This is a genomic window from Streptococcus sanguinis (assembly GCF_900635155.1).
Lineage (GTDB): Bacteria > Bacillota > Bacilli > Lactobacillales > Streptococcaceae > Streptococcus > Streptococcus sanguinis_G.
On the sequence record NZ_LR134002.1, the window covers coordinates 288,546 to 313,333 of the forward strand.

Annotated in this window: 24 protein-coding genes; 20 read left to right on the forward strand and 4 right to left on the reverse strand. The window is 42.1% G+C overall.

Features of this window, described 5'->3' with window-relative positions; genetic code table 11:
- The first annotated feature begins 43 nt into the window (after positions 1-43).
- Positions 44-1,894 (forward strand): proline--tRNA ligase, encoded by a 1,851-nt coding sequence (locus tag ELZ47_RS01500; RefSeq protein WP_126435044.1) that lies wholly within the window; start codon positions 44-46, stop codon positions 1,892-1,894.
- Between the two features lie 90 nt (positions 1,895-1,984).
- The gene (locus tag ELZ47_RS01505) at positions 1,985-2,365 is read left to right on the forward strand and encodes a PH domain-containing protein (protein ID WP_023916976.1); all 381 of its coding nucleotides are present in this window, start codon (positions 1,985-1,987) and stop codon (positions 2,363-2,365) included.
- 55 nt (positions 2,366-2,420) lie between these two features.
- Here the strand turns inward: ELZ47_RS01505 and ELZ47_RS01510 are convergent, their stop codons facing one another.
- The gene (locus ELZ47_RS01510) at positions 2,421-2,960 is read right to left on the reverse strand and encodes a DUF1307 domain-containing protein (protein WP_126435045.1); all 540 of its coding nucleotides are present in this window, start codon (positions 2,958-2,960) and stop codon (positions 2,421-2,423) included.
- Positions 2,961-3,126: 166 nt separating this feature from the next.
- On the opposite strand from ELZ47_RS01510, the gene ELZ47_RS01515 reads away from it, so the two are divergent.
- The 11 genes from ELZ47_RS01515 (at position 3,127) to ELZ47_RS01555 (ending at position 16,377) form a co-directional block, all read left to right on the forward strand.
- Positions 3,127-7,515: a PolC-type DNA polymerase III gene (locus ELZ47_RS01515; protein WP_126435046.1), complete on the forward strand. Its 4,389-nt coding sequence runs from the start codon at positions 3,127-3,129 to the stop codon at positions 7,513-7,515.
- Positions 7,516-7,601: 86 nt separating this feature from the next.
- A complete protein-coding gene (locus ELZ47_RS01520; protein WP_232011364.1) occupies positions 7,602-9,500 on the forward strand; it encodes an AAA family ATPase in 1,899 nt (632 codons plus the stop codon).
- A 37-nt stretch (positions 9,501-9,537) separates the two neighbouring features.
- Positions 9,538-10,485 carry a helix-turn-helix transcriptional regulator gene (locus tag ELZ47_RS01525; RefSeq protein ID WP_126435048.1) on the forward strand — a complete coding sequence of 316 codons (948 nt, stop codon included), beginning with the start codon at positions 9,538-9,540 and terminating at the stop codon, positions 10,483-10,485.
- A gap of 86 nt (positions 10,486-10,571) precedes the next feature.
- A complete protein-coding gene (locus tag ELZ47_RS12045) occupies positions 10,572-10,694 on the forward strand; it encodes a hypothetical protein (protein WP_268688782.1) in 123 nt (40 codons plus the stop codon).
- Between the two features lie 40 nt (positions 10,695-10,734).
- A complete protein-coding gene (locus ELZ47_RS01530; RefSeq protein ID WP_126435050.1) occupies positions 10,735-12,063 on the forward strand; it encodes a DUF262 domain-containing protein in 1,329 nt (442 codons plus the stop codon).
- Positions 12,057-13,913, forward strand: coding sequence for a DUF262 domain-containing protein (locus tag ELZ47_RS01535; protein WP_126435052.1), 1,857 nt, complete (start codon positions 12,057-12,059; stop codon positions 13,911-13,913). Before ELZ47_RS01530 ends, ELZ47_RS01535 begins: the two co-directional genes overlap by 7 nt.
- A 108-nt stretch (positions 13,914-14,021) precedes the next feature.
- The gene (locus ELZ47_RS01540; protein ID WP_126435053.1) at positions 14,022-14,285 is read left to right on the forward strand and encodes a type II toxin-antitoxin system RelB/DinJ family antitoxin; all 264 of its coding nucleotides are present in this window, start codon (positions 14,022-14,024) and stop codon (positions 14,283-14,285) included.
- Complete coding sequence (locus ELZ47_RS01545; protein WP_002902247.1) at positions 14,278-14,556, forward strand: type II toxin-antitoxin system YafQ family toxin; 279 nt, start codon at positions 14,278-14,280, stop codon at positions 14,554-14,556. Before ELZ47_RS01540 ends, ELZ47_RS01545 begins: the two co-directional genes overlap by 8 nt.
- A gap of 80 nt (positions 14,557-14,636) precedes the next feature.
- Positions 14,637-14,789 carry a hypothetical protein gene (locus tag ELZ47_RS11845; protein WP_049552879.1) on the forward strand — a complete coding sequence of 51 codons (153 nt, stop codon included), beginning with the start codon at positions 14,637-14,639 and terminating at the stop codon, positions 14,787-14,789.
- A gap of 21 nt (positions 14,790-14,810) precedes the next feature.
- Complete coding sequence (locus tag ELZ47_RS01550; RefSeq protein ID WP_126435055.1) at positions 14,811-16,052, forward strand: aminopeptidase; 1,242 nt, start codon at positions 14,811-14,813, stop codon at positions 16,050-16,052.
- A 94-nt stretch (positions 16,053-16,146) separates the two neighbouring features.
- Entirely contained in the window at positions 16,147-16,377 is a 231-nt protein-coding gene (locus ELZ47_RS01555) for a GlsB/YeaQ/YmgE family stress response membrane protein (RefSeq protein ID WP_002893807.1), read from the forward strand.
- Between the two features lie 60 nt (positions 16,378-16,437).
- Here ELZ47_RS01555 and def read toward each other — a convergent pair whose 3' ends face one another.
- Positions 16,438-17,070 carry a peptide deformylase gene (gene def / locus ELZ47_RS01560; protein ID WP_002917754.1) on the reverse strand — a complete coding sequence of 211 codons (633 nt, stop codon included), beginning with the start codon at positions 17,068-17,070 and terminating at the stop codon, positions 16,438-16,440.
- A gap of 193 nt (positions 17,071-17,263) precedes the next feature.
- Here def and ELZ47_RS01565 point away from each other — a divergent pair, with 193 nt between their 5' ends.
- The 3 genes from ELZ47_RS01565 (at position 17,264) to rpsO (ending at position 19,609) form a co-directional block, all read left to right on the forward strand.
- Positions 17,264-18,433 carry an MFS transporter gene (locus tag ELZ47_RS01565; protein ID WP_002914064.1) on the forward strand — a complete coding sequence of 390 codons (1,170 nt, stop codon included), beginning with the start codon at positions 17,264-17,266 and terminating at the stop codon, positions 18,431-18,433.
- A gap of 11 nt (positions 18,434-18,444) precedes the next feature.
- On the forward strand, positions 18,445-19,173 hold the full coding sequence (locus tag ELZ47_RS01570; protein WP_126435057.1) for a pseudouridine synthase: 729 nt from the start codon (positions 18,445-18,447) through the stop codon (positions 19,171-19,173).
- Between the two features lie 166 nt (positions 19,174-19,339).
- Positions 19,340-19,609, forward strand: coding sequence for a 30S ribosomal protein S15 (gene rpsO, locus ELZ47_RS01580; RefSeq protein WP_004193424.1), 270 nt, complete (start codon positions 19,340-19,342; stop codon positions 19,607-19,609).
- 297 nt (positions 19,610-19,906) lie between these two features.
- Here the strand turns inward: rpsO and ELZ47_RS01585 are convergent, their stop codons facing one another.
- Entirely contained in the window at positions 19,907-20,833 is a 927-nt protein-coding gene (locus ELZ47_RS01585) for an alpha/beta hydrolase family protein (protein WP_125332134.1), read from the reverse strand.
- Between the two features lie 287 nt (positions 20,834-21,120).
- On the opposite strand from ELZ47_RS01585, the gene ELZ47_RS01590 reads away from it, so the two are divergent.
- The 4 genes from ELZ47_RS01590 to ELZ47_RS11945 all read left to right on the forward strand — a co-directional run bounded on the left by ELZ47_RS01590 (position 21,121) and on the right by ELZ47_RS11945 (position 22,844).
- Positions 21,121-21,534, forward strand: coding sequence for a YjdF family protein (locus tag ELZ47_RS01590; RefSeq protein WP_002926055.1), 414 nt, complete (start codon positions 21,121-21,123; stop codon positions 21,532-21,534).
- A gap of 188 nt (positions 21,535-21,722) precedes the next feature.
- On the forward strand, positions 21,723-21,944 hold the full coding sequence (locus ELZ47_RS01600) for a DUF4649 family protein (RefSeq protein ID WP_002899027.1): 222 nt from the start codon (positions 21,723-21,725) through the stop codon (positions 21,942-21,944).
- An 18-nt stretch (positions 21,945-21,962) separates the two neighbouring features.
- Positions 21,963-22,277, forward strand: a complete 315-nt coding sequence (trxA, locus tag ELZ47_RS01605; RefSeq protein WP_125332132.1) for a thioredoxin — start codon at positions 21,963-21,965, stop codon at positions 22,275-22,277.
- Positions 22,278-22,433: 156 nt separating this feature from the next.
- Positions 22,434-22,844, forward strand: coding sequence for a hypothetical protein (locus ELZ47_RS11945; RefSeq protein WP_125332130.1), 411 nt, complete (start codon positions 22,434-22,436; stop codon positions 22,842-22,844).
- Between the two features lie 49 nt (positions 22,845-22,893).
- Here ELZ47_RS11945 and pepF read toward each other — a convergent pair whose 3' ends face one another.
- Positions 22,894-24,690, reverse strand: coding sequence for an oligoendopeptidase F (pepF, locus tag ELZ47_RS01615; protein WP_125332128.1), 1,797 nt, complete (start codon positions 24,688-24,690; stop codon positions 22,894-22,896).
- Positions 24,691-24,788: the final 98 nt, after the last annotated feature.

The following is a 24,788-nucleotide window of genomic DNA, read 5'->3' on the forward strand; positions in this document are numbered from 1 at the left end:
TGAAAAAGAAATTATTCAATGAAAGTCAAGGAGTTTTGTTTTTATGAAACAAAGTAAAATGTTAATTCCAACTCTGCGTGAGATGCCTAGCGATGCTCAAGTTATCAGCCACGCTCTCATGCTACGGGCTGGCTATGTCCGTCAGGTTTCAGCCGGAGTTTATTCTTATCTGCCGCTGGCTAATCGTGTGATTGAAAAAGCAAAAAAAATCATGCGAGAAGAGTTTGACAAGATTGGTGCAGTAGAGATGCTGGCGCCAGCCCTGCTCAGTGCAGACCTCTGGCGCGAGTCTGGCCGTTATGAGACCTACGGTGAAGACCTCTACAAACTGAAAAATCGTGAGAAATCAGACTTTATCCTAGGGCCAACCCACGAGGAAACCTTTACAGCTATCGTCCGTGATTCGGTTAAATCCTATAAACAGCTGCCGCTCAATCTCTATCAGATTCAGCCTAAATACCGCGATGAAAAGCGTCCTCGTAACGGACTCTTGCGGACGCGTGAGTTTATCATGAAAGATGCCTACAGTTTCCACGCTAACTATGACAGCTTGGATGCGGCTTATGATGAATACAAGTCTGCCTATGAAAAAATCTTTACCCGCAGCGAGCTAGATTTCAAAGCCATTATCGGTGATGGCGGTGCTATGGGGGGCAAGGACAGTCAGGAATTCATGGCCATTACGCCAGACCGGACGGATTTGAACCGCTGGGTTGTCTTGGACAAGTCTGTAGCCAGCTTTGATGAAATTCCTGAGGATGTTCAGGAAGCTATTCGGACAGAATTGACCAGCTGGATGGTATCTGGTGAGGATACCATTGCCTACTCCAGTGAGTCCAGCTATGCTGCCAACCTTGAAATGGCGACGGATGAATACAAGCCTGCAGGACGTGTCGTGACTGAGGAAGAAGTTGCCCGCGTTTCAACGCCTGACTGCAAGACAATTGACGAAGTTGCTGCCTTCCTTGGACTGGATGAAAGCCAGACAATTAAGACCTTGGTTTACATGGCTGACGAGTCTCCTGTCGTAGCACTTCTGGTCGGCAATGACCAGCTTAATGAAGTCAAGCTGAAAAATCATTTGGCAGCGGATTTCTTTGACGTAGCTAGTGAAGATGAAGTCCGTCAGCTCCTAGGAGCAGGATTTGGCTCACTAGGGCCAGTCAATCTGCCAGAAGGCGTGAGAATCATCGCTGACCGCAAGGTGCAAGACCTGGCTAACGCTGTAGTGGGTGCTAACGAAGATGGTTATCACTTGACTGGTGTCAATCCAGGCCGTGATTTTACCGCTGAATATGTAGATATCCGTGAGGTTCGTGAAGGTGAAATTTCACCGGACGGCCAAGGTGTCCTCAAGTTTGCTCGTGGGATTGAGATTGGACACATCTTCAAGTTGGGAACTCGTTACTCTGACAGCATGAACGCCAATGTCTTGGACGAAAATGGCCGAGCAGTACCGATGATTATGGGTTGTTACGGTATAGGCGTCAGCCGTCTCCTGTCTGCTGTTATGGAGCAGCATGCCCGTCTCTTTGTCAATAAAACTCCTAAGGGTGAATTCCGCTATGCTTGGGGCATCAACTTCCCTAAAGAGCTAGCACCATTTGATGTGCACTTGATTCCGGTCAATGTCAAGGATGAGGAAGCCTTGGCGCTAACTGACCAAATCGAGGCTAATTTGCTAAGTGCTGGTTATGAGGTCTTGGTGGATGATCGCAATGAGCGCGCTGGTGTCAAGTTCAGTGACAGCGATTTGATTGGTCTCCCAATCCGTGTGACAGTTGGTAAGAAAGCTGCAGAAGGCATTGTCGAAGTCAAGATTAAGGCTACTGGCGATACCATTGAAGTCCACGCCGATAATCTGCTAGAAACCTTGTCAATTTTGACAAAATAAAACAAACTGCCAGTTTTGTCTGGCAGTTTTCTTTTGCTTATTGGTCTTGAAAATGCTATAGTAGGAAAAAATAGATTGGAGGACCGAATGATGGGATTATTCAGCGGTTTATTAGGCAATGCCTCTCAGAAAGATATTGAAAAAACGGAAAGACAATTGGAGGATATTCTGACATCAACAGAGAATGTGGAACTAGCTTTTAGCCTCATTCGTGACTTGATTGTCTTCACAGATAAGCGCTTAATCTTGGTCGACAAGCAGGGAATGACTGGCAAAAAGACTTCTTATAAGTCTTTTCCTTATCGCTCGATCAGTCGCTTCTCAGTAGAAACAGCCGGGCATTTCGACTTAGATGCCGAGCTGAAAATCTGGGTTTCCAGCGCTCAAGAGCCGGCAGAAGTCCTGCAATTTACCAGCGATCGCAGCGTCATCGCCATTCAAAAAGCCTTAGCGGAAGCAGTGTTAAGATAGACAGAAAAAGCCTTCTGAGTATTAACTGGAAAGTTAAATCACTCAGAAAGCTTTTTTATTCTTCTGTGAATCCTTGAGATAGCAGATAAGAGAAGAAATCTTCGGGCTTTTCCTTAAGCTTTTTGAACAGATTGTCTTCAGATGTTTCTCCTAAAGCAGCCATCACTTGTTTTTCATTTGCTTTGCTGAGGTCAAAGTGGGCAATTTGTTCAACAGTTTTCCTGTCTGCTGAAACTTTGACTTCAACTGTGACTCCGTCTAACTTGCTAAATTTATCATAAAAATCACCAGTTTTCAATTCTTCTTGATAAATGTTGTTGATTTCTTCAGTACTCTTGTTTTGCTCGTCCTCTTGTGTTGGTTTACCAGCCATAAAATCGAAGGCTAGAATCTTATTTTTCTGATAATAAACAACAATTTTATTACTGTAACCGTTAGGAATATTGTAAGAAAAAGTCTTTCTTTCAGTCTTTTCTTCTTTAGCTTTGTTTTGACTCTGATTTTGTTTGGGTTTGTTTTCTTGCTTATTCTGATTAGGCATACTGCAGGCAGTCAGGGTCAGCAGACAAGCACAGGCTAAGAGAATTTTCTTCACAATTAAGACTCCTTTTGATAAATGTTTTTTCTATTATATCATAACTTAGCACCATGAAAAACGATTTGATAATCGTGTTGAGACTCGCGTTTTGTCCTATTCTTTTTCTGTCGAAAAAAGTGCTGATTTATGGTAAAATAGGGTCACTACTGTACGAGGAAATATCATGTCAAACAAGTTTGAAATTTTAATGCATCAGCTGGATATGCCACTGGAAATGAGAAATTCAGAGGCCTTTTTGAATGCAGAAATTGAGAAGGTTCTGGTCCACAAGGTCAGTCGGGTCTGGGAGTTTCATTTTTCTTTTAAGAATATTCTGCCCATTGAGATTTTTCGGGAATTGCAGAAGCGCCTAGCTCAAGAGTTTTCTAAGACGGGCAATCAAGCTGTTTTTGAAATTCACTGTGAGGCCCCTCAGGTATCGGATGAACTCTTGCAGGCTTATTACCAGCTGGCCTTTGAGGAGGGGCCTTGTGCCAGTCATGGCTTCAAGAGCCTGTATCAGGATTTGCGGGTTCATTTGGATGGAGACAAGCTGCTGATTGAGGGGGCTTCGACCATTGATACGGAGCATTTTCGCAAGAATCACCTGCCCAATCTCAGCCAGCAGCTGGTCAAGTACGGTTTTCCTCAACTGACCTGTCTGGTTCAGCACAGCGATGAGCTGACCCAGCAGCAAGCAGAGAATTTCCAGGCGGAGAATGACAAGATTGTTCAGGCGGCTAATGAAGAAGCGCTCAAAGCCATGGAATCCCTGCAGCAGATGGCACCGCCGCCAGAGGAAAAGCCAGCCTATGACTTCCAAGCTCGCAAGGCTGCGGCTAAACCAAAGCTGGACAAGGCAGAGATTACCCCGATGATTGAAGTTCAGACTGAGGAAAACCGTCTGGTCTTTGAGGGAATGGTCTTTGATCTGGAACAGAAAGTTACTCGGACTGGCCGGGTCTTGCTCAATTTCAAAATGACAGACTACACTTCCAGCTTCTCCTTGCAGAAATGGATGAAAAACGAAGAAGAAGCCAAGAAGTTTGACATGATTAAGAAAGGCGCCTGGCTGCGCGTGCGGGGAAATGTGGAGATGAACAATTTCACCCGCGACCTGACCATGAATGTGCAGGATGTGCAGGCCGTCACCCACTATGAGCGCAAGGACTTGATGCCTGAGGGCCAGAAGCGGGTTGAATTTCATGCCCATACCAATATGTCTACGATGGACGCCCTGCCTGAGGTAGAGGAAATCGTTGCAACGGCAGCCAAGTGGGGCCACAAGGCTGTCGCCATTACTGACCATGGCAATGTGCAGAGCTTTCCCCATGGCTACAAGGCTGCCAAGAAAGCTGGTATCCAGCTGATTTACGGTATGGAGGCCAATATTGTAGAAGATCGAGTGCCTATTGTTTATAATGAAGTGGACATGGCGCTGGGCGATGCGACCTATGTAGTCTTTGACGTGGAGACGACGGGACTTTCAGCTGTTTACAATGACTTGATTCAGGTCGCAGCCAGTAAGATGCACAAGGGCAATATCATCGCTGAGTTTGATGAGTTTATCAATCCGGGTCATCCTCTGTCGGCCTTTACGACGGATCTGACCGGGATTACAGATGAGCATGTCCGCAATGCCAAACCGCTAGAGCAGGTGCTGAAAGAATTTCAGGAATTTTGCCAGGACAGTGTCCTCGTTGCCCATAATGCCACCTTTGACGTGGGTTTTATGAATGTCAACTATGAGCGTCATAATTTGCCGAAAATTACTCAGCCGGTCATTGACACATTAGAATTTGCCCGCAACCTCTATCCAGAGTACAAGCGCCATGGTCTGGGGCCTTTGACCAAGCGTTTCCAGATTGCTCTGGAGCACCACCACATGGCCAACTATGACGCGGAAGCGACGGGCCGTCTCCTCTTTATCTTTATCAAGGATGTGGCTGAAAAGCATGGTGTGACCAATCTCAAGGATCTCAATACGGATCTGGTCGATGAGAATTCCTATAAGAAAGCTCGGGTCAAGCATGCGACTATTTATGTGAAAAATCAGACGGGACTAAAAAATATTTTCAAGTTAGTCAGTCTGTCTAATACCAAATATTTTGAAGGCGTACCGCGGATTCCACGGACCGTGCTGGATACCCATCGTGAAGGCTTGATTCTAGGTTCAGCATGTTCAGAAGGCGAAGTCTATGATGCTGTTGTCTCTCAGGGAGTGGATGCGGCTGTCGAAGTAGCCAAGTATTATGACTTTATCGAGGTCATGCCGCCGGCTATCTATGAGCCACTGATTGCCAAGGAGCAAATCAAAGACCAGGAAGAACTGCAGACTATTATTCGCAATCTGATTGAGGTCGGAGACCGCTTGGGCAAGCCTGTCCTTGCGACGGGGAACGTCCACTATATCGAGCCGGAAGAAGAGATCTACCGTGAGATTATCGTCCGGAGTCTCGGTCAGGGAGCCATGATTAACCGGACTATTGGTCACGGTGAAAATGCCCAGCCGGCTCCTCTTCCTAAGGCTCACTTCCGGACCACCAATGAGATGCTGGACGAGTTTGCCTTTTTGGGTGAGGACTTGGCTAAGAAACTGGTCATTACCAATCCGAATCAGCTGGCGGAAACCTTTGAGCCGGTAGAAGTGGTCAAGGGCGACCTCTATACACCTTTCATTGACAAGGCTGAGGAGACGGTTGCCGAGTTGACCTATCAAAAGGCCTTTGAGATTTATGGCAATCCGCTGCCTGATATCGTGGACTTGCGGATTGAAAAAGAGTTGACCTCCATCTTGGGGAATGGCTTTGCCGTGATTTATCTGGCTTCGCAGATGCTAGTGCAACGATCCAATGAGCGGGGCTATCTGGTAGGTTCACGGGGGTCAGTTGGATCCAGCTTTGTCGCGACCATGATTGGGATTACCGAGGTTAATCCTCTGTCGCCTCACTATGTCTGTGGCAAATGCCAATACAGCGAGTTCATCACAGACGGCTCCTATGGTTCTGGCTTTGATATGCCTGATAAGGACTGTCCAGAGTGCGGCCACAAGCTGAGCAAGAACGGTCAGGATATTCCATTTGAGACCTTCCTTGGATTTGACGGGGACAAGGTACCCGATATTGACTTGAACTTCTCCGGAGAGGATCAGCCGAGCGCCCATTTGGACGTGCGGGATATCTTTGGTGCGGAGTATGCCTTTCGGGCTGGAACCGTTGGTACCGTTGCGGCTAAGACGGCCTATGGATTTGTCAAGGGCTATGAGCGCGACTACGGGAAGTTCTATCGGGACGCCGAAGTTGAGCGTCTGGCGCAGGGAGCTGCCGGAGTCAAGCGGACGACTGGACAACACCCGGGCGGAATCGTTGTTATCCCTAACTACATGGATGTTTATGACTTTACACCGGTCCAATATCCAGCTGATGATGTGACGGCTGAGTGGCAGACCACCCACTTCAACTTCCACGATATCGATGAAAATGTCCTCAAGCTAGACGTTCTGGGACACGATGATCCGACCATGATTCGGAAGCTTCAAGACTTGTCTGGCATTGATCCAAATGATATTCCTATGGATGATGCTGGCGTCATGGCCCTCTTTTCTGGGACAGACATTCTGGGTGTGACTCAGGAGCAAATCGGCACGCCGACTGGTATGCTGGGGATTCCGGAGTTTGGGACCAATTTTGTACGAGGTATGGTTGATGAGACCCATCCGACGACATTTGCCGAGCTCTTACAGCTATCTGGTCTCTCTCATGGTACGGACGTTTGGCTAGGCAATGCTCAGGACTTGATCAAGCAAGGGATTGCCGACCTGTCCACCGTTATCGGTTGTCGGGACGACATCATGGTTTACCTCATGCACAAGGGCTTGGATCCTAAGATGGCCTTTACGATTATGGAGCGCGTGCGGAAGGGCCTTTGGCTGAAAATTTCTGAAGAAGAGCGCAATGGCTACATCGCAGCCATGAAGGAAAACAATGTGCCAGAATGGTACATCGAGTCCTGTGGAAAAATCAAGTACATGTTCCCCAAGGCCCATGCGGCAGCCTATGTTATGATGGCCCTGCGAGTGGCCTACTTCAAGGTGCATCATCCGATATATTACTACTGTGCTTATTTCTCCATCCGGGCTAAGGCCTTTGATATCAAGACCATGAGTGGCGGACTTGATGTCGTCAAACGCCGGATGAACGAAATCGCTGAGAAGCGTAAGAACAACGAAGCCTCCAATGTAGAAATTGACCTTTATACGACTCTGGAAATCGTCAATGAAATGCTGGAGCGGGGCTTCAAGTTCGGGAAGCTAGATCTCTACAAGAGCCACGCGACTGAGTTTCTCATCGAAGGGGACACCCTTATCCCACCATTCTCTGCTATGGACGGTCTGGGTGACAACGTTGCCCGCCAAGTGGTCAGAGCGCGGGAAGAAGGCGAATTCCTCTCTAAGACAGAGCTCCGCAAACGTGGCGGCCTATCTAGCACCCTAGTCGAAAAAATGGACGACATGGGTATTCTAGGAAATATGCCCGAGGATAACCAGTTGAGTCTGTTTGATGAGTTTTTTTAAAATAATTCAAAAAAGTTAAAAGATGGACGAATTTTGTCCATCTTTTTTGCTATCTTTATTTTAGTAAATAGTGGATGGGGGAAAAGATGTTTTTTTATCAAATAGAATTTAGAAAAATGAATAAAAATATTAAAGAAGCAGATGAGAATTTTATCCAAGATAATCAATGGTTTTATTGTTTTAAAAGCAAGACATGTCTTTACGTTGTTGGAGTAACAGAACCTACTAAAGAGGATTTGTTTGATAAGCTAAAAACTTTGGGGATTAATGATGAAGAACGCACTGATTTTAAAGTTAAATCTATCAGTAAAATAGAATATTTAAAGGAGGTGGGGAACAAGTATTCAGCTCAAATAGGTCAGCTTTTTCTTTATTCAGATGAAAAAGAGTTTTCAAATTCTGATGGCTTTGCTTTTACTGATTTAGAATGCGAAGACTTAAATATTATAGGTTTAAATGAATTTCAAGAGTATGTTTTAAAACTAAAAATGTTTTTAAATAATCAAAAGGAAAGAAGGCGAAAAAATGAAAAGGTGCTTGTTGAAAATCAGTTTTTAATTTTCAAAGGTTCTTTAGGAACTGGTAAAAAATTTGCTATAAAATATTTGATGAGGTTGTTAAATGTCAAGTGTAAGACTATTTTGAAAGATGGATTTTCAGCTAATTTTGAGTCAGAACAGCGTTTAGTGATAATAAAGGACTATTCAACTATGCATCCTAGAAGAAAAGAGGAATTAAAAAATAATATTTTAGAAACAAGGGGAGGAAGAATATATATTTTTTTGGCAGAATCAGATAGCATAGCTTATGAAATATCTAGAGAATTTCTTCCTCTATTTTATGTCGTTTATGAATTGAATTTTCCTCCCTACTCATATAACGAACTTGTTAATATTATAAAGTTTCGCTTAGGGGATTATGGTTATCATTTAAAAGAAGATCAAATAAAATTACTTTCAAATCACAATTGTCTTACAAATAGTTACGATAGTTGTTATTTTGCTCAAAAGATTATTGAATATAATGTAATAGAAAGTAATTTGAGTATTGGGAAACAAAGTTTTTCTTTGCCGTTGGATCTGTTTTGTATGAAAGGTTGCAACAATCAATTAGCCACAAATTCAGATACTTTGAAGGAGCTAGACCGTTTGGTAGGCTTATCTACTGTTAAAAATCTGATTCATAGAATTTTAGCTTATTTTTCTATATCGCAAAGAAGACTTAAAATAAATTCTTCACTCGTTCGACCTTCTATGCACTTTATGTTTTCTGGAGCATCTGGAACTGGAAAAACAATCGTTGCTAGATTGTTGGCAAAAATTTTTTATGAACATGGTATTATTCAATCAAACGTTTTGATTGAAGTAGGTCGCTCAGATCTAATAGGTGAATATGTTGGCCAAACAGCTCCAAAGGTTAAAAGATTATTTGATAATGCAAAAGGAGGCATTTTGTTTATTGATGAGGCCTATAGTCTAATTCCACAAGGAGAGCGTGATTTTGCTAATGAAGCTATTCCTACAATTATCCAGGAGATGGAAAATAATAGAAATGATGTCATTGTGATTTTCGCTGGTTATACAGAAATGATGGAGGAGTTTTTAAACACCAATCCAGGTTTAGCTTCTAGAATTAGTAGAAAAATTCATTTTGAGAATTATAACAAGTATGAACTGTATGACATATTGACTCTAATGGCTGATCAACAAGGTTATATAATAGATAAGAAATGCAAAACTATCCTCCTGACTCATTTTGAAAAATGTCTTTGCTCAGAAAGTTTTGGTAATGCTCGCTATGTCAGAAAACTATTTGAGTTAGTTTTATATATTCAGGCGGAGCGACTGATGAAAAAAGAGAGAGTATCAGCCCTAACTGATGCAGAATTGAGCTATTTGTCTTACAGAGATTTTGAAAAAGCAATACACAATTTAGATAAAAAAGAAAATAACTCAAAAATAATAGGATTCGGAGCAGATGTATAGGATATTCATGTTATAATATAGGGAAAGAGGAAGTTTTATGAACGATCAAGAACGTATTTTATCCATTTTGTTACGTTTGCAATCAGGAGCTCATCTATCAAAAAATCAATTAAGTGATGAGTTTGAGGTTAGTGCAAAAACGATTCAGAGAGATTTCTCTTTATTAGGTGATTTTTTAATGACTCAGCCCATGATTGCAGCTGAATTGGCTTACGATTCAAAACATCATACAAGATATTTAAAAGGAAAATCACTCTTTAATAAAAAAGATATTTTAATTATTTCTAAAATTTTACTGGAAAATAGAGCTTTAAACAAATTAGAGAATGAGGATTTGTTAAAAAGTTTGTTGAGGCTTGTTTCAAAAGAGGAACAAAAAGAAATAGAAATGATTATCAACAGCGAAAGACTGAACTACGCCCCAATTACAGACGAGCAAAGTCGTATTCAAAAGATTTGGGAATGGTCAGAAATGATTCGCAAGGAGAAGGTGCTAGAAATTGTCTACAAGAGTCCATATCAAGATAAAAAAGAACATTTAATTTTTCCAGTTTCTCTGTATTATGACATTCATTATTTCTATATTGTAGCTTACAATCTTAAGAATGAGCATTACATGACCTTGCGTTTGGACAGAATACACACTTGGAAGGCCACAAAGGAATCTAAACCCAACATCTCTTATGGCAGAAAATTCAGAGATGGAGATATTCGTAATCAGCGAGTAGACGCTTTTCTAGGAAGAAAAATCACAGTTGAATTGGAATTCCGTTATGATCCAACTATTATTTTAGACCAATTTCCTAATGCACAGCGCTTATCAGCTGACGAAGGATGGACACGATTTAAATTTGAGAGTCAATATACACCGGGTCTTAAACGTTGGCTGCTCGGTCAAGGAGAAGCAGTTAGAATTTTGTCGCCACAGTCTTTGGTTGATGATATTCAGAAGACGATGAAAGAAATTTTAGGTTACTATCAATAAATATTTTCGATAATTGAACCCGGGTGGACAAAAAATATCCACTGAAAGGTGTAGAATTTTTATATTGAGAAATAAAGGATGGAAAAATGATTGAATGGATTGTTGTAGATTGGTTTGGTAATCAAATTGCAGGACCATATTTTGATAAAATAGTAGCAGAAAACGTTGCAAAAGCAATTCCTAATGCTACTATTATTCCAAAGCATTAATCGACCAAAGATTCTATGCTGATAAGATTTTTAGGAGATAATGATGAATGTCAATGAAAAAGAAATAGGGTTTGAAAGTAAAAAAGTATCAGAAATATTGAAATGGGATAGGCTAAGAATACCAAATTATCAAAGACCTTATAAATGGAACAGAAAGCATATTCGTAATCTTTTTTATGATTTACGAGATACTATTTTAAAAAAGGAATATCAAATTGGCTCTGTTATCTTGCATGAGAATGATGGATGCCTAGATATTGTAGATGGCCAGCAACGATTGGTTTCTATTTCGCTATTTCTTTGTGCTTTGGAAAGATATGATGAATTTAAAGGAGCAAAATATTTACTTGAAGCTGACTTTGGAGAACTGTCTTGCTATAATGCTTACGAAAATTTTAATGAATGGAAGAATTTAATCCAACTCGTAGGCGAAAAAGAAGCTGAACAGGTGTGTAGTTTTCTACTTGAAAATTGTTCTATCTCGGTGATTACTATGCCACAGGAACGATTATCAGAGGCCTTTCAGCTGTTTGATTCTCAAAATAATCGTGGAAAATCTTTAGAGCCTCATGATTTGCTCAAAGCTTATCATCTTCGTAAGCAAGATTCAGAAGATGAAAAGATTGTTGAAAAATGGGAGCAGTTTGTGGAAGACAAAGATTTAAGTCTCAAAGAGCTATTTGATAGGCATCTTTTTCGTATGAGACGTTGGTCTCGAGGAGAAACTGGATTAACAAATAAGCGTTATGGCTCTTATCTACGTTTTACAGAGGATTTCATTGATGATTTTAAAGGTGTTGATTTAAATCAGAACTTTCCATACCTAGAATTATATCGTCATATTGAAGAGTTCCCTATGTCAATTACCGTGCCTATTATTGATGGAAAAAAATTTTTTGAGTATATTGAATCGGCCCATGAAACTATTAAAGATCATAAAGATTTTTTAAATGAAAAGTTAGGATTTTCTGATGAGCCTGAGGGGGAAGAAAAAAACTTAACTTACCCAGAAGGTATGGTTAAAATATATAATAGTTCAAAGGGACGTTATCTCAAGTGCCAAAATATGTTTCTGAATATTTGCTCGCTTTTTGCAGAGAGATTTGGAAAAGAAAAGCTATCAAAGGAAATAGTAGAGACCTTATTTATTTGGTCTTACTACCCCCGTGTTAAATCTCGAGCGATATATGATGCAACTGTTGGAAACTATGCTGGTGGTGGAAGGTTCAGACAAAAAGATGTTCAAAAACTATTCCAACTTTTAGCCCATGCTGTAACTCCAAATGATTTCATGGTCAAGATAGATCGAGAATTATTTGAAAATTATACTGTGGAGCAAATTATAGAGGAGGAAAAAGGGAAATGGTAGAAACACATATAAGCTTATCAGTTAATCGTTTGTTAAATGAAGATAGCTATGCTATTCCTCTTTACCAGAGAAATTTTGCCTGGACTTATGATGAAATTGAGCAATTATTGAACGATGTAGCAGATGCTTGTCAAGAACAAAGAGAAAATTACTATATTGGAACATTAGTCGTTAATGAAGAGAATGGTCTTTTCAAAATCATAGATGGGCAACAGCGGACAACTGCCTTTAATTTGATTGCCTTAGCTTTGAAAAATGAGATTGGTTTTGATAGATTGAAAGCTATCAATCTTACTTTCCCAGCTAGGAAGAAGTCAAATGAGAACATTCAAAAGCTATTTACCAAGCAAAAAATTTCTGAGGACGATGAAAATGAGCTGACTAGAGGTTACGGACATGCTAAAGACGCCTTGAAAAAAGTGCTAGAGGAGCGACAATTTGACTCTCAATCTTTCTTTGAATATCTATTTGATAATGTCATTATTTTTCGTAGTATTTTGCCTAATGATTTAGATTTGAATCTCTATTTCGAACGTTTCAACTCTCGAGGAGAGCAACTAGAGGCCCATGAAATTCTTAAAGCACAAATGATGGCTAAGTTTGGTGAAGATCAAGAAATGGCACATAAATTTGCGAGAATCTGGGATGCCTGCGCAGAGTTTGATAAGCCGGTGTTAAAAGCTTTTCAAATCCGAAGTAGACCAAACAATCCTGATGAAGAGGGGGAGAAAATTTTTGGAAAAGAATATGCTGATTTCAAATTGCTAGATGTATTTGATAAGATAGAAGTTGAAAAGTTAGAGAAAAAAAGTTTACTAGAGGTTATTTCTGGGAACAAATCTGAGAGGGGAATAGCAGTAAGTAAAGAGTCAGATATTTCAAACTATACAACTGTAATTGATTTTCCAACGTTTTTGCTTCAAGTGTTTTTCATCATGGAAGGAAGTAATGAAACTACATTTGATGATAAAAAATTATTGAAAATTTTTGAAATTGAACGACGAGATAGAGAATGGGTCCAACAATTTGGGCAACTACTTCTGACTATGAAGCATATATTTGATACGCTTATTGTAAAAAATGTCCAATTAGAAAATGAAACAGAATGGCAAATCAAACGAGGTAAGTACGAAACATACCAGCAAAATCAAAACGGTGGATGGAGATATGTTCGAATTAATTTTCAAAAAAACACTTTTTACAATTTAAACAAAAACATTATCCTCCTCCAATCCATGTTTGCTGTAACCTTTACTGCCAATCGAGATAGTCGTTGGTTATATGAAATCTTGCAATTTCTCTTTAACCATATTGAAGAGTTAAATCAAGCAGAATTTGCTAGTCAGTTTAAGGATTTTCTTGAAAAAATGGCAGTGAGATATGCAGAAGAAAGATTGTTTACCGAGGATGGAAGTATAAAGAAATACGGGGATATTCCTGTTTATGCATTTAACTTTGTGGATTATGTTTTATGGGAAAATCGTGCCGAATTAGAGAAAGAGTACGAGAATATTAAATTTGATAATTTCAAATTTGCATATCGCCGTTCCATAGAGCATTGGCATCCTCAGAATCCCAATAGTGATGAAAGAATTGAGAAAATGGATGATGAATTTTTGCACTCCTTTGGGAACCTTTGTATCATTACAGATAGCCAGAATTCCAAGTTTGGAAATTTGGATCCGAGTGCAAAATATAAACAGTGGGAAGGAATTTTTAGTCGTCAGAGTCTAAAATTGCAAATAATGGCTGCCATAACGGAAAAGACTAAATGGAAATCAGATCAGATTGTAGGACTGGAAAACGAGATTTTACCTATGGTTAACGAATTTATAGGAAGTAAAAAGTAAGTTATAAGATTTATCATATATAGGAAATTTGAGAAGCCGATGTATATCTAATAGATTTACATCGGCTTTCTTTTTTGTTAAAATAGTCTATAGAAAGAAGGTGAGAGTATGTCAAAGACTAGTATGAGCATCCGCTTGGACAGTGAGATCAAGGAGCAGGCTCAGCAGGTTTTCAACAGCTTGGGAATGGATATGACAACGGCTATCAATATTTTTCTTCGTCAGGCTATTCAATACCAAGGGCTACCCTTTGATGTCAGACTGGATGAAAGTCGGAAGCTAGTGGAAGTATTGGCAGATTTAGATCAAAATCGGAATATGAGTCAGTCTTTTGTAAGTGTCTCAGACTTGATGGAGGATTTGCGTGCTTAAGATTCGTTATCATAAACAGTTTAAAAAAGATTTTAAGTTGGCTATGAAGCGTGGACTTAAGGCAAACTTGTTAGAAGAAGTATTGGAGTTTTTGATTCAGGAAAAGGAACTTCCTGCCAAATATCGAGATCATCAACTGACAGCATCCAAGCACTTTAAAGGAGTGCGTGAATGCCATATCCAGCCGGATTGGCTCCTGGTCTATAAAGTAGACAAGGAAGAATTGATTTTAAACTTGCTTAGGACAGGCAGTCATAGTGATTTGTTTTAATCTATTAATTGAGGATTCTGAAGACTCCAGCACGATTAGAAATTTATACCTTAGAATTATGTTTTAGAAAGGACTTGCTCATGAAGCTTACCATTTCCGCTCAGGATAAGCCAGCGCAAAAAGTGTTGGATTACCAGCTGGATCTTGATCCAGATACGATTTTGAAAATGACCGCTTTGATTTGCGGCACTGTGGCAGCGGTTAGCCTACTGTCCCTGTTTAAAGAGAAATAACAAAAGAAAAGGAGAAGCAGAATGGTTCTGCCAAATTTTAAAGAAAACTTAGAAAAATACGCTAAACTATTGGTTGCCATTGGTATTAATGTGCAGCCGGGTCACACGGTAGCGCTCAATATTGATGTGGAGCAGCGTGAGCTGGCTCACTTGATTGTCAAGGAGGCCTATGCTCTGGGAGCTCACGAGGTCATCGTCCAGTGGGTGGATGATTTGAGTACGCGGGAAAAATTCCTCCATGCACCGATGGGGCGCTTGGACAATGTCCCAGACTATAAGGTGGCTGAGATGAACTATCTCCTCGAAAAGAAAGCCAGTCGCTTGGGTGTTCGTTCATCTGACCCAGGAGCTTTAAATGGCGTGGATGCTGAGAAATTATCGGCTTCTGCTAAGGCTATGGGGATAGCCATGAAGCCGATGCGAATCGCAACCCAATCCAATAAAGTCAGCTGGACAGTCGCTGCAGCAGCGGGTACAGAGTGGGCTAAGAAGGTCTTTCCAAATGCAGCCAGCGATGAGGAAGCAGTAGATCTTCTATGGGATCAGATTTTCAAAACCTGTCGTGTCTATGAGGATGACCCAGTAGCCGCTTGGAAAGCTCATGAAGAAAAACTTAGCTCAAAAGCGAAGGTTTTAAATGAAGAGCAATTCACTGCTCTCCACTACACAGCTCCTGGAACAGACTTGACACTGGGCTTGCCCAAGAACCACCACTGGGAATCAGCTGGTAGTCTAAATGCTCAGGGCGAGTATTTCATTGCCAACATGCCGACAGAAGAGGTCTTTACAGCACCGGACTTCCGCCGAGCAGATGGTTATGTAACCAGTACCAAGCCTCTTAGCTATAATGGCAACATCATTGAGGGCATCAAGGTGACCTTCAAGGATGGCCAGATTGTGGATGTTACCGCTGAAAAGGGCGATCAGGTTATGAAGGATCTTGTCTTTGAAAATGCTGGCGCGCGTGCTTTAGGTGAGTGTGCCTTGGTTCCAGATCCGAGTCCGATTTCTCAGTCAGGTATTACTTTCTTCAATACCCTCTTTGATGAAAATGCCTCTAACCACTTGGCTATCGGTGCAGCTTATGCGACTAGTGTGGTCGGTGGAGAGAATTTCTCCGAAGAAGAGCTAGAAGCAGCGGGTCTCAACCGCTCGGATGTCCATGTGGACTTTATGATTGGTTCTAACCAGATGGATATTGACGGTATCCGCGAAGACGGCAGCCGTGTGCCAATCTTCCGCAATGGAGACTGGGTGATTTAAGATTTTGAGCTGCCTTGAATGGCGCATTCCATAATGACGGCTTCCACTTGCTTCTTGAGAAGCCTTGCTAGAAATATAGAAAGAAGGGGAATATATGATTGGTAGTATGTTTGTCGGTTTTATCATCGGTCTTATCGCCGGGGCTATTACTAGCCGTGGGGAGCGCATGGGCTGTATCGGAAAGATCCTCTTGGGTTGGTTTGGTTCCTTGATTGGTCAATTTCTCTTTGGCCATTGGGGACCAATGCTTGCTGATACAGCTATTGTTCCATCAGTGCTAGGAGCAGTTATCCTCTTGGCTATTTTCTGGAGACGGGATAGTTAGAATAGAAAAATACCTAGATAGTTTCTATCTAGGTATTTTTGATAATGATATGCAAGTTGTTTACTCAATCACCAACATGCCGTCTTTGACTGCAAATGGGTCTTTTTCATTGATGCGGTCGTAAAACATGATGCCGTTAATATGGTCGATTTCATGTTGAACAACAATTGCGTTATAGCCCTTGAGCTTGATACGATGCTTTTGACCGTCTTTGTCAAAGTAATCCACGGTCACTCGCGCATGCCGAACCACGTAGCCCGGTACTTCTCGATCGACTGACAGACAGCCTTCACCATCAGCTAAAGCTGCATCCTGAACGGAGTGAGCTACAATCTTAGGATTGTACATCAGCGTTTGCAGACTATAAGCTTCCTTAGGCGGATTGCCCTCTTCGTCCTCAGGATTTGGGACCAAAACAGCAATTAAGCGTTTGGAAATGTCCAGCTGGGGAGCAGCTAGACCAACACCGCCGCGAAGCCCCATTTTTTCTGCCATGACTGGATCCTGGGAATGCTTGAGAAATTGCATCATCTTCTCGCCCAGAATGATGTCCTGATCAGACAGAGGGAAGCTGACTTCCTCAGCGACAGCGCGCAGGGTCGGATTGCCCTCGCGGATAATGTCCTTCATATCAATTAAATGGGCTGGTTTGGTTAATCTTTCAATAACAGATGTTTTTTCACTCACAGACATGATTCTCTCCTTTTTCTATCCTTCATCATAACATAAAACCTGCAAGAAATAAAGGCGGGAGCGGTTTTGACTGGCTGGCGGTGCCTGATTTTGAATGGAGCGACAGCGACCCATAATATTCCTGACAAAGAAATTGCGTCTTGACCCAAAAAACTGTATGATAGAGGTAGTGTGAATTTTAAAGGAAAATAGAATGAAAAAATTGATGGAAAAGGTGAGTATCCTCTCGCTTTCTTTGATTCTGACGACGGCTTTTTCGATTTCCAGTGCCCAGTCGGCCATGTTTGCTTTTTATAAGGGGATTCCAGAAAGTTGGGTAGAACTTCTAGTTTCTTTGCCTTCGGCTGGGATTATGCTGATGTTGCTGTTTAATAGGGTCATTGAAAAATACCTGACAGAGCGTCAGATGATTGTGAGCGGGCTTCTGATCTTTTCACTTTGCGGACTTCTTCCTCTTCTTAATCAGTCTTACTGGCTTATGTTTGTATCTCGGCTTGTCTTTGGGATGGGAATTGGTCTGCTCAATGCCAAGGCGATTTCGATTGTGAGCGAGCGCTACAAGGGGCAGGAACGCGTTCGGCTTTTAGGACTGAGGGGATCAGCAGAAGTAGTCGGGACAGCCCTCTTGACTTTTGGCGTCAGTCGGCTTCTTCCTCTCGGTTGGCAGGCTGCCTTTCTCGTCTATAGCTTCGGACTGGTGGTCTTGGTGCTATATCTGCTTTTTGTCCCTTATAACAAGGTCTCTGAAAAGCAGCAAGAACAGTTTGAATCGACTCCCAAGCTAAGCAGTCAGAATTGGCAGCTGAGTCTAGCTTTTGCCTTTGTGGCGGGGGTTATTGTGCTGACCTATATTGCCATCAATGTGCGGGTGCCGGGGATTGTAGAGAAGTCTGGCATGGGGACAGCCCAAACTGCAGGCGTGATTCTTTCCTTAATGCAGTTGATTGGGATTGCAGCGGGCATCAGCTTTGCTAGTTTGACCCGTCTTTTTAGAGATAAACTGCTGATGCTTTCTGGTCTGGTTTTTGGACTGAGTCAGATTATCATTGGCTTCTCACCTAATCTCTTGTCACTCAGCATGGCTACTATTAGCGCCGGCTTTGTCTATAGTGTCGGTCTGACGACCATTTTTTACACCCTGTCCGAGCGCATTTCCGCCCACCTCCTCAATCAAGCCACTTCTATCGTGATTTTAGGTTGCAGTATTGGAGCAACGGCCACTACATTTGTCCTCAGTTTCATTGGGAGATTCTCTAACGCCCCAGCCTTTATCTTCAGCGTTTTGGGGCTGGCTATGATTTTGACCTCGCTCTTTGTGCTAAGATTTAGCAAAGAAAAGAGCGGAATGGCTTCAGAAAGTTAGGAGGTTATACGATGCGTCTGGATAAATTTTTAGCAGAAAATGGTCTGGGCTCACGCGCTCAGGTCAAGCAGCTTCTAAAGAAAGGGCTGGTTTTGGTCAATGGCAGAGTAGAGAAATCACCTAAGACCCAGATTGATGAGACAGCAGATGAGATTGTCGTTTCTGGCCAAAGGTTGACCTATGAAAAATTCGTTTACTACCTTCTCAACAAGCCGCAGGGAGTCATTTCGGCGACAGAGGATGACCGTCATAAGACAGTTCTGGACTTGCTAGACGAGACTGCCCGTCAGAAAGAAGTTTTTCCTGTCGGCCGTTTGGATATTGATACCCACGGCCTTCTCCTTCTGACCAATAATGGCAAGCTAGCCCATGCCATGCTGTCACCCAAAAAGCACGTCGAAAAAATCTACCGAGCTCAAGTGGCAGGCCTGATGAACCAAGCAGATGTAGAGCGCTTTGCTGCAGGAATAGAACTGAAAGACTTCACCTGTCAGCCAGCTCAGCTCAAGATTTTAGAGCTGGACGAGGCAAAAGAGACTTCTCTCGTAGAAATTACTCTAGCTGAAGGAAAATTTCACCAGGTCAAGCGCATGGTGGCTGCCTGCGGAAAAGAAGTTACGGATCTTCAGCGTCTCACGATGGGGCCCCTACAGTTGGATCCCGCACTAGCTCTTGGAGAATGGCGGAGGCTGACCGAGATAGAAATGCTTTCTTTAGAAATCTTTGGGGTTGAATTGTAAATGAAAGAGCCTGAATTCCTCATACAAAAGATTTGAAACAGAATCATTTGACAAAGGTAGCCCTTCTTGGTAGAATAAGTATGTCGTAAAGACAAATAACTTCTTCTTGGTTGCAGGACATGCCAAACCTGCCACTCGGATGAAGCGTAAAGAAAAGGAGTATATCATGGCAATCTCAAAAGAGAAAAAAAATGAAATCATTGCACAATACGCACGTCACGAAGGTGACACTGGTTCAGTAGAGGTACAAGTTGCTGTCCTTACTTGGGAAATCAACCACCTCAACGACCACATCAAACAACACAAAAAAGACCACGCTACTTACCGTGGCTTGATGAAGAAAATCGGTCGCCGTCGTAACCTCTTGGCTTACCTTCGTAAGAACGACGTTAACCGTTACCGTGAGTTGATCAACTCTCTTGGACTTCGTCGCTAATCTGCTTTATTTTCCACTTACATTGCCTTGTCACCTTACCTCGATATACTCAAGTATTATCTTCATACTCAAGTATTATCTTCGGGTACGGTTCCTAGCACTGTAAGGTAAAATAAACCAGAATGATCTCCCTTCGGGGAGATTTTTTTGTTTTCACTAGGATCTTAGTCCGATCTCAAATCAGCTCTCTGGATTCAGAGGGCTTTTCCTTAGTCTTGATTCTAACTCAGTCAGACTCTTTTTGTGGTCCAAAAAAGCCCTTCTATTATTTTAGAAGAACTTTTTATATCAGAAATTTTACTCTTTCAAGAATTTTTGGATGGCAGGAGCGGCAGTGATAGCAAATCTTTCGTCGATACGGTGCTCTCCACCTTCTACTGTGACCAGCTCTGCATTTGGAATAGTCTGACTCGCTTGAACAGCATACTGGTAGGGCACGACTGCATCATCAGTTCCGTGGATAATGAGGGTTGGAGCTGTGATGTTGGCCTGCTCTGCTTGGATGTCAATGTCTAAGGCATCGATTAGGTAAATCTTGCCCAGAGTGGTATTGTGGTGTGTCAGGCTGTCTGGAAGTTGATCGAAGTCGGGACTTCCAAGCTCGCGGTAGGTTTCCTTGGCATCGTCAAAAAGAACGAAAGCTGGAAAGATGAGCAAGAGTTTGTGTACGCGGTCCGGATAAGTAGCAGCATAGAGACTGGCAACGACACCACCTTGGCTAGCACCGAATAAGCTCATTTTGCTCTTATCTACAAAGGTCTCAGAACTCAGCTTTTCCATGACTTGAGTCAAGTCTGTGAGTTCGGTCTTGACCGACATATTAAGCATGTCTTGTCCACCGCTTTTCGATTGGCGACTGCCGCCGTAGAAATCAAAGCTGTAAACCAGATAACCTTGCTTTGCCAGCAGCTGGCTGTACATTTCATATTGCTCAAGGGTGTTGTTCAATCCATGCGCGATAACAATAGTCGGCAATTTTTTACTCTTGTAGTCACGAGAAGCAGTAATCTTTCCGTAGAGTTGCTTGTCATCGTATGAAATACTGTACTCTTCAGACACGATGTCTTCTGTCGGAGTTGGTTGCTTGTCGCTCTTCTCGCTAGAACTTGTCTGAGTGGTTTCTGGCGTAGAAGGGGTAGGATTTGGTTTGGTCTGGGAGTGCCAGAAGAAAAGACCTAGTCCAGCCAAGCACAAGGCTGCTAAGAAAACCCAAATATACTTCATAGTTCTCTCCTTTCAGTATTTGTAGTATTATAGCGGAAATGAAACTGTTTTACAAGGAGAGAGATTTCTTGTTTTTGATTTTTCTGGATTTCATACAAGAAAATCTAATTCAGTCATCTAAGCGAGATTCCGATAACCTTGAGTTTTTTAGAAAATCTTGCTAAACTGTAGCTACTAAGATAAAAACACAGTTCTGGTTGGTAGTCCAGACGCAAAAAATCCATTTTTTGTCAGTAACCTTCCTCCTTGGTTGTCCATTCTTAGGAATTTTTAAAGGAGGGGCTGTCATGGATAAGATTTCAATGACGCTGACAGTTTATTTTGAAGAGGGATTTTGGCACGGTCTTTTCGAGCAGGAACATGCTCAATCTTATAGAGTTTGCCGAGTCACCTTTGGTGCAGAGCCTAGTACGCAGGAATTGTTGGATTTTCTAAACCGTTATTATCATCGGTTGCAGTTTAGTCCTAGCATCAGGGTGAAGGAGAAGACGAAGTCGGTCAGTCCTAAACGCCTGCAGAGACAGGCTAAAAAGGAGCAGATGGCTTCACGTTCTTCAAAGTCTCAGGAAGCGCTGAGTCTGCAATTAGAAGAGCAAAAAAAAATCGCTCGAGTCAAGCGCAAGCAGCAGAAAGAACTGGCTAAGCAAAGGAAATTCGAACTCAAACAGCAAAAACGATTGGAAAAGCACAAGGGGCATTGAGCCTGGTTTTTCTTATTTATATGGGAAAGTCTTCCGTAGGGAGGCTTTTTCATTTGTCAGGCAATCGGTGAGTGGCTTGAAAAGTGAATTGATTTCTCCAAGTCGTTTTATTTGACAGATGTAACAAAAGTTATTACAATATAATCATAAAATAAAAATTACAAGAGTAGTTTTAAAAAGGAGAGTTTATGATTGAAATTACATATTTGGATGCTGTCAAGCAAGAGCGGAAGATGACCTTTGAGTCTTATCAGGAGTTTGAGCAGTCCCAGCAAGCCTGCTTGATTGGAGTGGCAGATTATTACCCAGTTAAAAAATTGACTTATAAAGGCCATGATTTGAACTATCAGGGTACTTACGGCGACGTCTTCTTTTTCCTGATGAAGCAGGATTTGACAAAGTTTGACTAAGAATAAAGGAGAAAAATAATGGTAAAAGCAATCACAGATGCAACATTTGAGCAAGAAACAAAAGACGGATTGGTGCTCATTGACTTTTGGGCGACTTGGTGCGGACCTTGTCGGATGCAGGGGCCAATCCTTGACAAACTCTCAGAGGAACTTTCCGAAGATGAGCTCAAGATTGTCAAGATGGATGTGGATGAAAATCCAGCTACAGCACGCGCCTTTGGTATCATGTCTATCCCAACCTTGCTCTTTAAAAAAGACGGTCAAGTCGTCAAGCAGCTAGCGGGTGTCCATACAGCCCAGCAGATTAAAGCGATTGTGGCAGACTTGGGATAAGGTGAGTGGAAGATTAAATTAGACCTATTTAAAATTGAGGCTGCTCTGGTTATAGAGTGGTCTTTTTTATTGCGATTGTAACAATAAGAAGTCAATTTAAAAAATTTGTTCGAAAATTCACATTTTAAGGTATAATAAGTAGAAGTATTTTTTCCAATGGGTCTCGTTAGGGAGTCGGGTTATTTAAAACATGATGGGAATGTGGTAATGTTAATGATTGAGTTGCTAAAACATCTTTTATTTGTTTTTATGATTTTTACACCATTTGTTGCCCCAGCTGTTTTTTGTTTCTTTGTGGGGTGGATGATTCCTAGAGAGCAGATAACGCAAAAAAGAATCATACTAGTACTAGCCTTGTTGATTCCAATTTTGCTTTTGATTTCCTATTGTGCTCCTCAGATTTTAGGACTGGTTTTTTGGAGTCTGATTTGGTTTTTCATCGGGCTGCTGCGAATGAAGAATTATACTAAGTCACAGTACTGGACAAGATGGCTTATATTTATCGCTTGTTTTAGTGCCTATATTTTACTTTATCTCCGCTTTTTTGGATCGCTTTATTTTTATTAAACTTAAAAATCAGCTTGAAGATTTGCTTCAAGCTGATTTTGTTTATTCTTTATTCCCCCAACTCCTCGCTGTATGCAATAATCTGATCAACTGTGTCAGACAAGAATTGGATGGTATCACGGAGTGGTTTGTCTGTTGAGATATCCGCTCCGATAATCATAGCTGACTCAAGCGGAGTCTTGCTGCCGCCAGATTTGAGTAGTTCCAGCCAGTCACGGGCACCATTTTCGTCATTTTTCAAATGTAGGTAGCCAGCAGTAGAGATGACTAAGCCTGCTGAGTAAGTGTAGCTGTAAAGCCCCATGTAGTAGTGGGCTTGACGCATCCAGGTCAGGGCAGCATCGTCGTCAATCTCAACGGCATCCCCCCAGAACTCTGTCAAGACTTCTTTCATGATAGCGTTGAGTTTGCTTGCGCCAAAGGTTCCGCCTTCTTCAATCAAAGTATAGACCTTGCGTTGGAAGGCAGCTTCCAGCAAGTGAGTAATGAAGTTGTGGAAGTAAGTATCCGTCAGACGGTGAGCCAGGGCAAAGCGTTTCTGGCGTGGGTTATCAAATTGGCGCTCCAGATAATCACTGAGCAGGAGCTCATTAAAGGTAGATGGTGCTTCCACATAGTAGGTGGACATGTGGGCGTTGAAATAGCTTTGGTGATTGTCTGAGAAGATAAACTGACCAGAGTGGCCAATCTCGTGAATCAGAGTGTAGACATCACTCATACGGCCAGTCCAGCTCATAAGGACATAAGGGTGAACCCGATAAGGATCCGCAGCATAGCCTCCAGAGTCTTTTCCGGCATTGGCTGCAAAGTCTACCCAGCGTTCTTCCTTATAGCGAGCAACTTCTTGACAATACTCTTGCCCGAGTGGCTTGACTGACTTCATGACCAGGTCATAGGCATCGTCAATGCTGACTTCGGGATTGAGCTCGCTGTCCAAGTCTAGCTTCCAGTCGGCAAGAGTCATTTTTTCAAGTCCGTTTACCTTAGCGACATGCTTGAGGTATTTCTGAGCTACTGGGGCAAATTCGCTCATAATCAAGTCGATCTGCCGGTCAAACATAGAGCGATCAACTTCTTGCTCTGCCAGTAAGTAGTCAAAGACAGAGTCATAGCCCTTCATGTCAGCCAGCAATTTTTCGGACTTGACCTGAGCCAGATAGGCAGCAGCGGCAGTGTTTTGGTGCTGACGAAGTCCTTCTGAGAAAGAGCGAAAAGCTTTTTCGCGGATTTCTGCATTTTCATGGTTTTGATAGAAATTCTCATAGGTGACAAAGCTGTTTTTGTAAACCTTGCCGTCTACTTCAAAGTCAGCCATAGCAAAGTCGCCGGCCCGCATCTTGGTGTAAATATCCTGTGGACTGTAAAAGACTTCACCTAGATTGGTCAAAGCTTTTTCGACATCCGCTCCCAGATAGTGGGCTTTTTTGATTTTAGCCTGGCGAATGGCTGAAGTCAGATGGGGCTCTTGGCCTAGTTTTTCTAAGACAGCTTCATCTGCACCGACCAGGGCGTCGTCAAAGAAGTTGAGTGCGACATTGGCTTCCGTCTCAAACTCCATAGCTGCTTGGGCAATCTGCGCAAAGCTCTCGTTACCAAAGTCAGTAGTCTGAGGCATAAAGCCGTAGTTGCCGATGTGGCTGATTTGGATATAAATCTGCTCTAACTCAGCAAAAGCCCGTTCAAAATCTTCGAAAGTGCTAAGCTTGCCTTGATAATCACGGACAAATTTCTGGATGTCCTCTCTGGCCTTTTCAATGGCTCGTAGGAAGTCCTCCTGGTCTTGGTAAAGGGCTGTTAGGTCCCAGAGTTCATTTTCTGGAAATTCAGAACGATGTTTTTGTTCCATAGTCTACTCCTTTTGTCGTATATAGAAATAGTATAGCAAAAAATCCCCCAAAATGTCTTTGGGGGAGAAGGATAAGTCAGTAATTTTTAGATGTTTGT

Bases quoted from the DNA above. Each gene is read 5' to 3' on its own strand.
- ELZ47_RS01500 (WP_126435044.1), top strand. From the start codon at position 44: ATGAAACAAAGTAAAATGTTAATTCCAACTCTGCGTGAGATGCCTAGC.
- ELZ47_RS01505 (WP_023916976.1), top strand. From the start codon at position 1,985: ATGGGATTATTCAGCGGTTTATTAGGCAATGCCTCTCAGAAAGATATT.
- ELZ47_RS01515 (WP_126435046.1), top strand. From the start codon at position 3,127: ATGTCAAACAAGTTTGAAATTTTAATGCATCAGCTGGATATGCCACTG.
- ELZ47_RS01520 (WP_232011364.1), top strand. From the start codon at position 7,602: ATGTTTTTTTATCAAATAGAATTTAGAAAAATGAATAAAAATATTAAA.
- ELZ47_RS01525 (WP_126435048.1), top strand. From the start codon at position 9,538: ATGAACGATCAAGAACGTATTTTATCCATTTTGTTACGTTTGCAATCA.
- ELZ47_RS12045 (WP_268688782.1), top strand. From the start codon at position 10,572: ATGATTGAATGGATTGTTGTAGATTGGTTTGGTAATCAAATTGCAGGA.
- ELZ47_RS01530 (WP_126435050.1), top strand. From the start codon at position 10,735: ATGATGAATGTCAATGAAAAAGAAATAGGGTTTGAAAGTAAAAAAGTA.
- ELZ47_RS01535 (WP_126435052.1), top strand. From the start codon at position 12,057: ATGGTAGAAACACATATAAGCTTATCAGTTAATCGTTTGTTAAATGAA.
- ELZ47_RS01540 (WP_126435053.1), top strand. From the start codon at position 14,022: ATGTCAAAGACTAGTATGAGCATCCGCTTGGACAGTGAGATCAAGGAG.
- ELZ47_RS11845 (WP_049552879.1), top strand. From the start codon at position 14,637: ATGAAGCTTACCATTTCCGCTCAGGATAAGCCAGCGCAAAAAGTGTTG.
- ELZ47_RS01550 (WP_126435055.1), top strand. From the start codon at position 14,811: ATGGTTCTGCCAAATTTTAAAGAAAACTTAGAAAAATACGCTAAACTA.
- ELZ47_RS01555 (WP_002893807.1), top strand. From the start codon at position 16,147: ATGATTGGTAGTATGTTTGTCGGTTTTATCATCGGTCTTATCGCCGGG.
- def (WP_002917754.1), bottom strand. From the start codon at position 17,070: ATGTCTGTGAGTGAAAAAACATCTGTTATTGAAAGATTAACCAAACCA.
- ELZ47_RS01565 (WP_002914064.1), top strand. From the start codon at position 17,264: ATGAAAAAATTGATGGAAAAGGTGAGTATCCTCTCGCTTTCTTTGATT.
- ELZ47_RS01570 (WP_126435057.1), top strand. From the start codon at position 18,445: ATGCGTCTGGATAAATTTTTAGCAGAAAATGGTCTGGGCTCACGCGCT.
- rpsO (WP_004193424.1), top strand. From the start codon at position 19,340: ATGGCAATCTCAAAAGAGAAAAAAAATGAAATCATTGCACAATACGCA.
- ELZ47_RS01585 (WP_125332134.1), bottom strand. From the start codon at position 20,833: ATGAAGTATATTTGGGTTTTCTTAGCAGCCTTGTGCTTGGCTGGACTA.
- ELZ47_RS01590 (WP_002926055.1), top strand. From the start codon at position 21,121: ATGGATAAGATTTCAATGACGCTGACAGTTTATTTTGAAGAGGGATTT.
- ELZ47_RS01600 (WP_002899027.1), top strand. From the start codon at position 21,723: ATGATTGAAATTACATATTTGGATGCTGTCAAGCAAGAGCGGAAGATG.
- trxA (WP_125332132.1), top strand. From the start codon at position 21,963: ATGGTAAAAGCAATCACAGATGCAACATTTGAGCAAGAAACAAAAGAC.
- ELZ47_RS11945 (WP_125332130.1), top strand. From the start codon at position 22,434: ATGGGTCTCGTTAGGGAGTCGGGTTATTTAAAACATGATGGGAATGTG.
- pepF (WP_125332128.1), bottom strand. From the start codon at position 24,690: ATGGAACAAAAACATCGTTCTGAATTTCCAGAAAATGAACTCTGGGAC.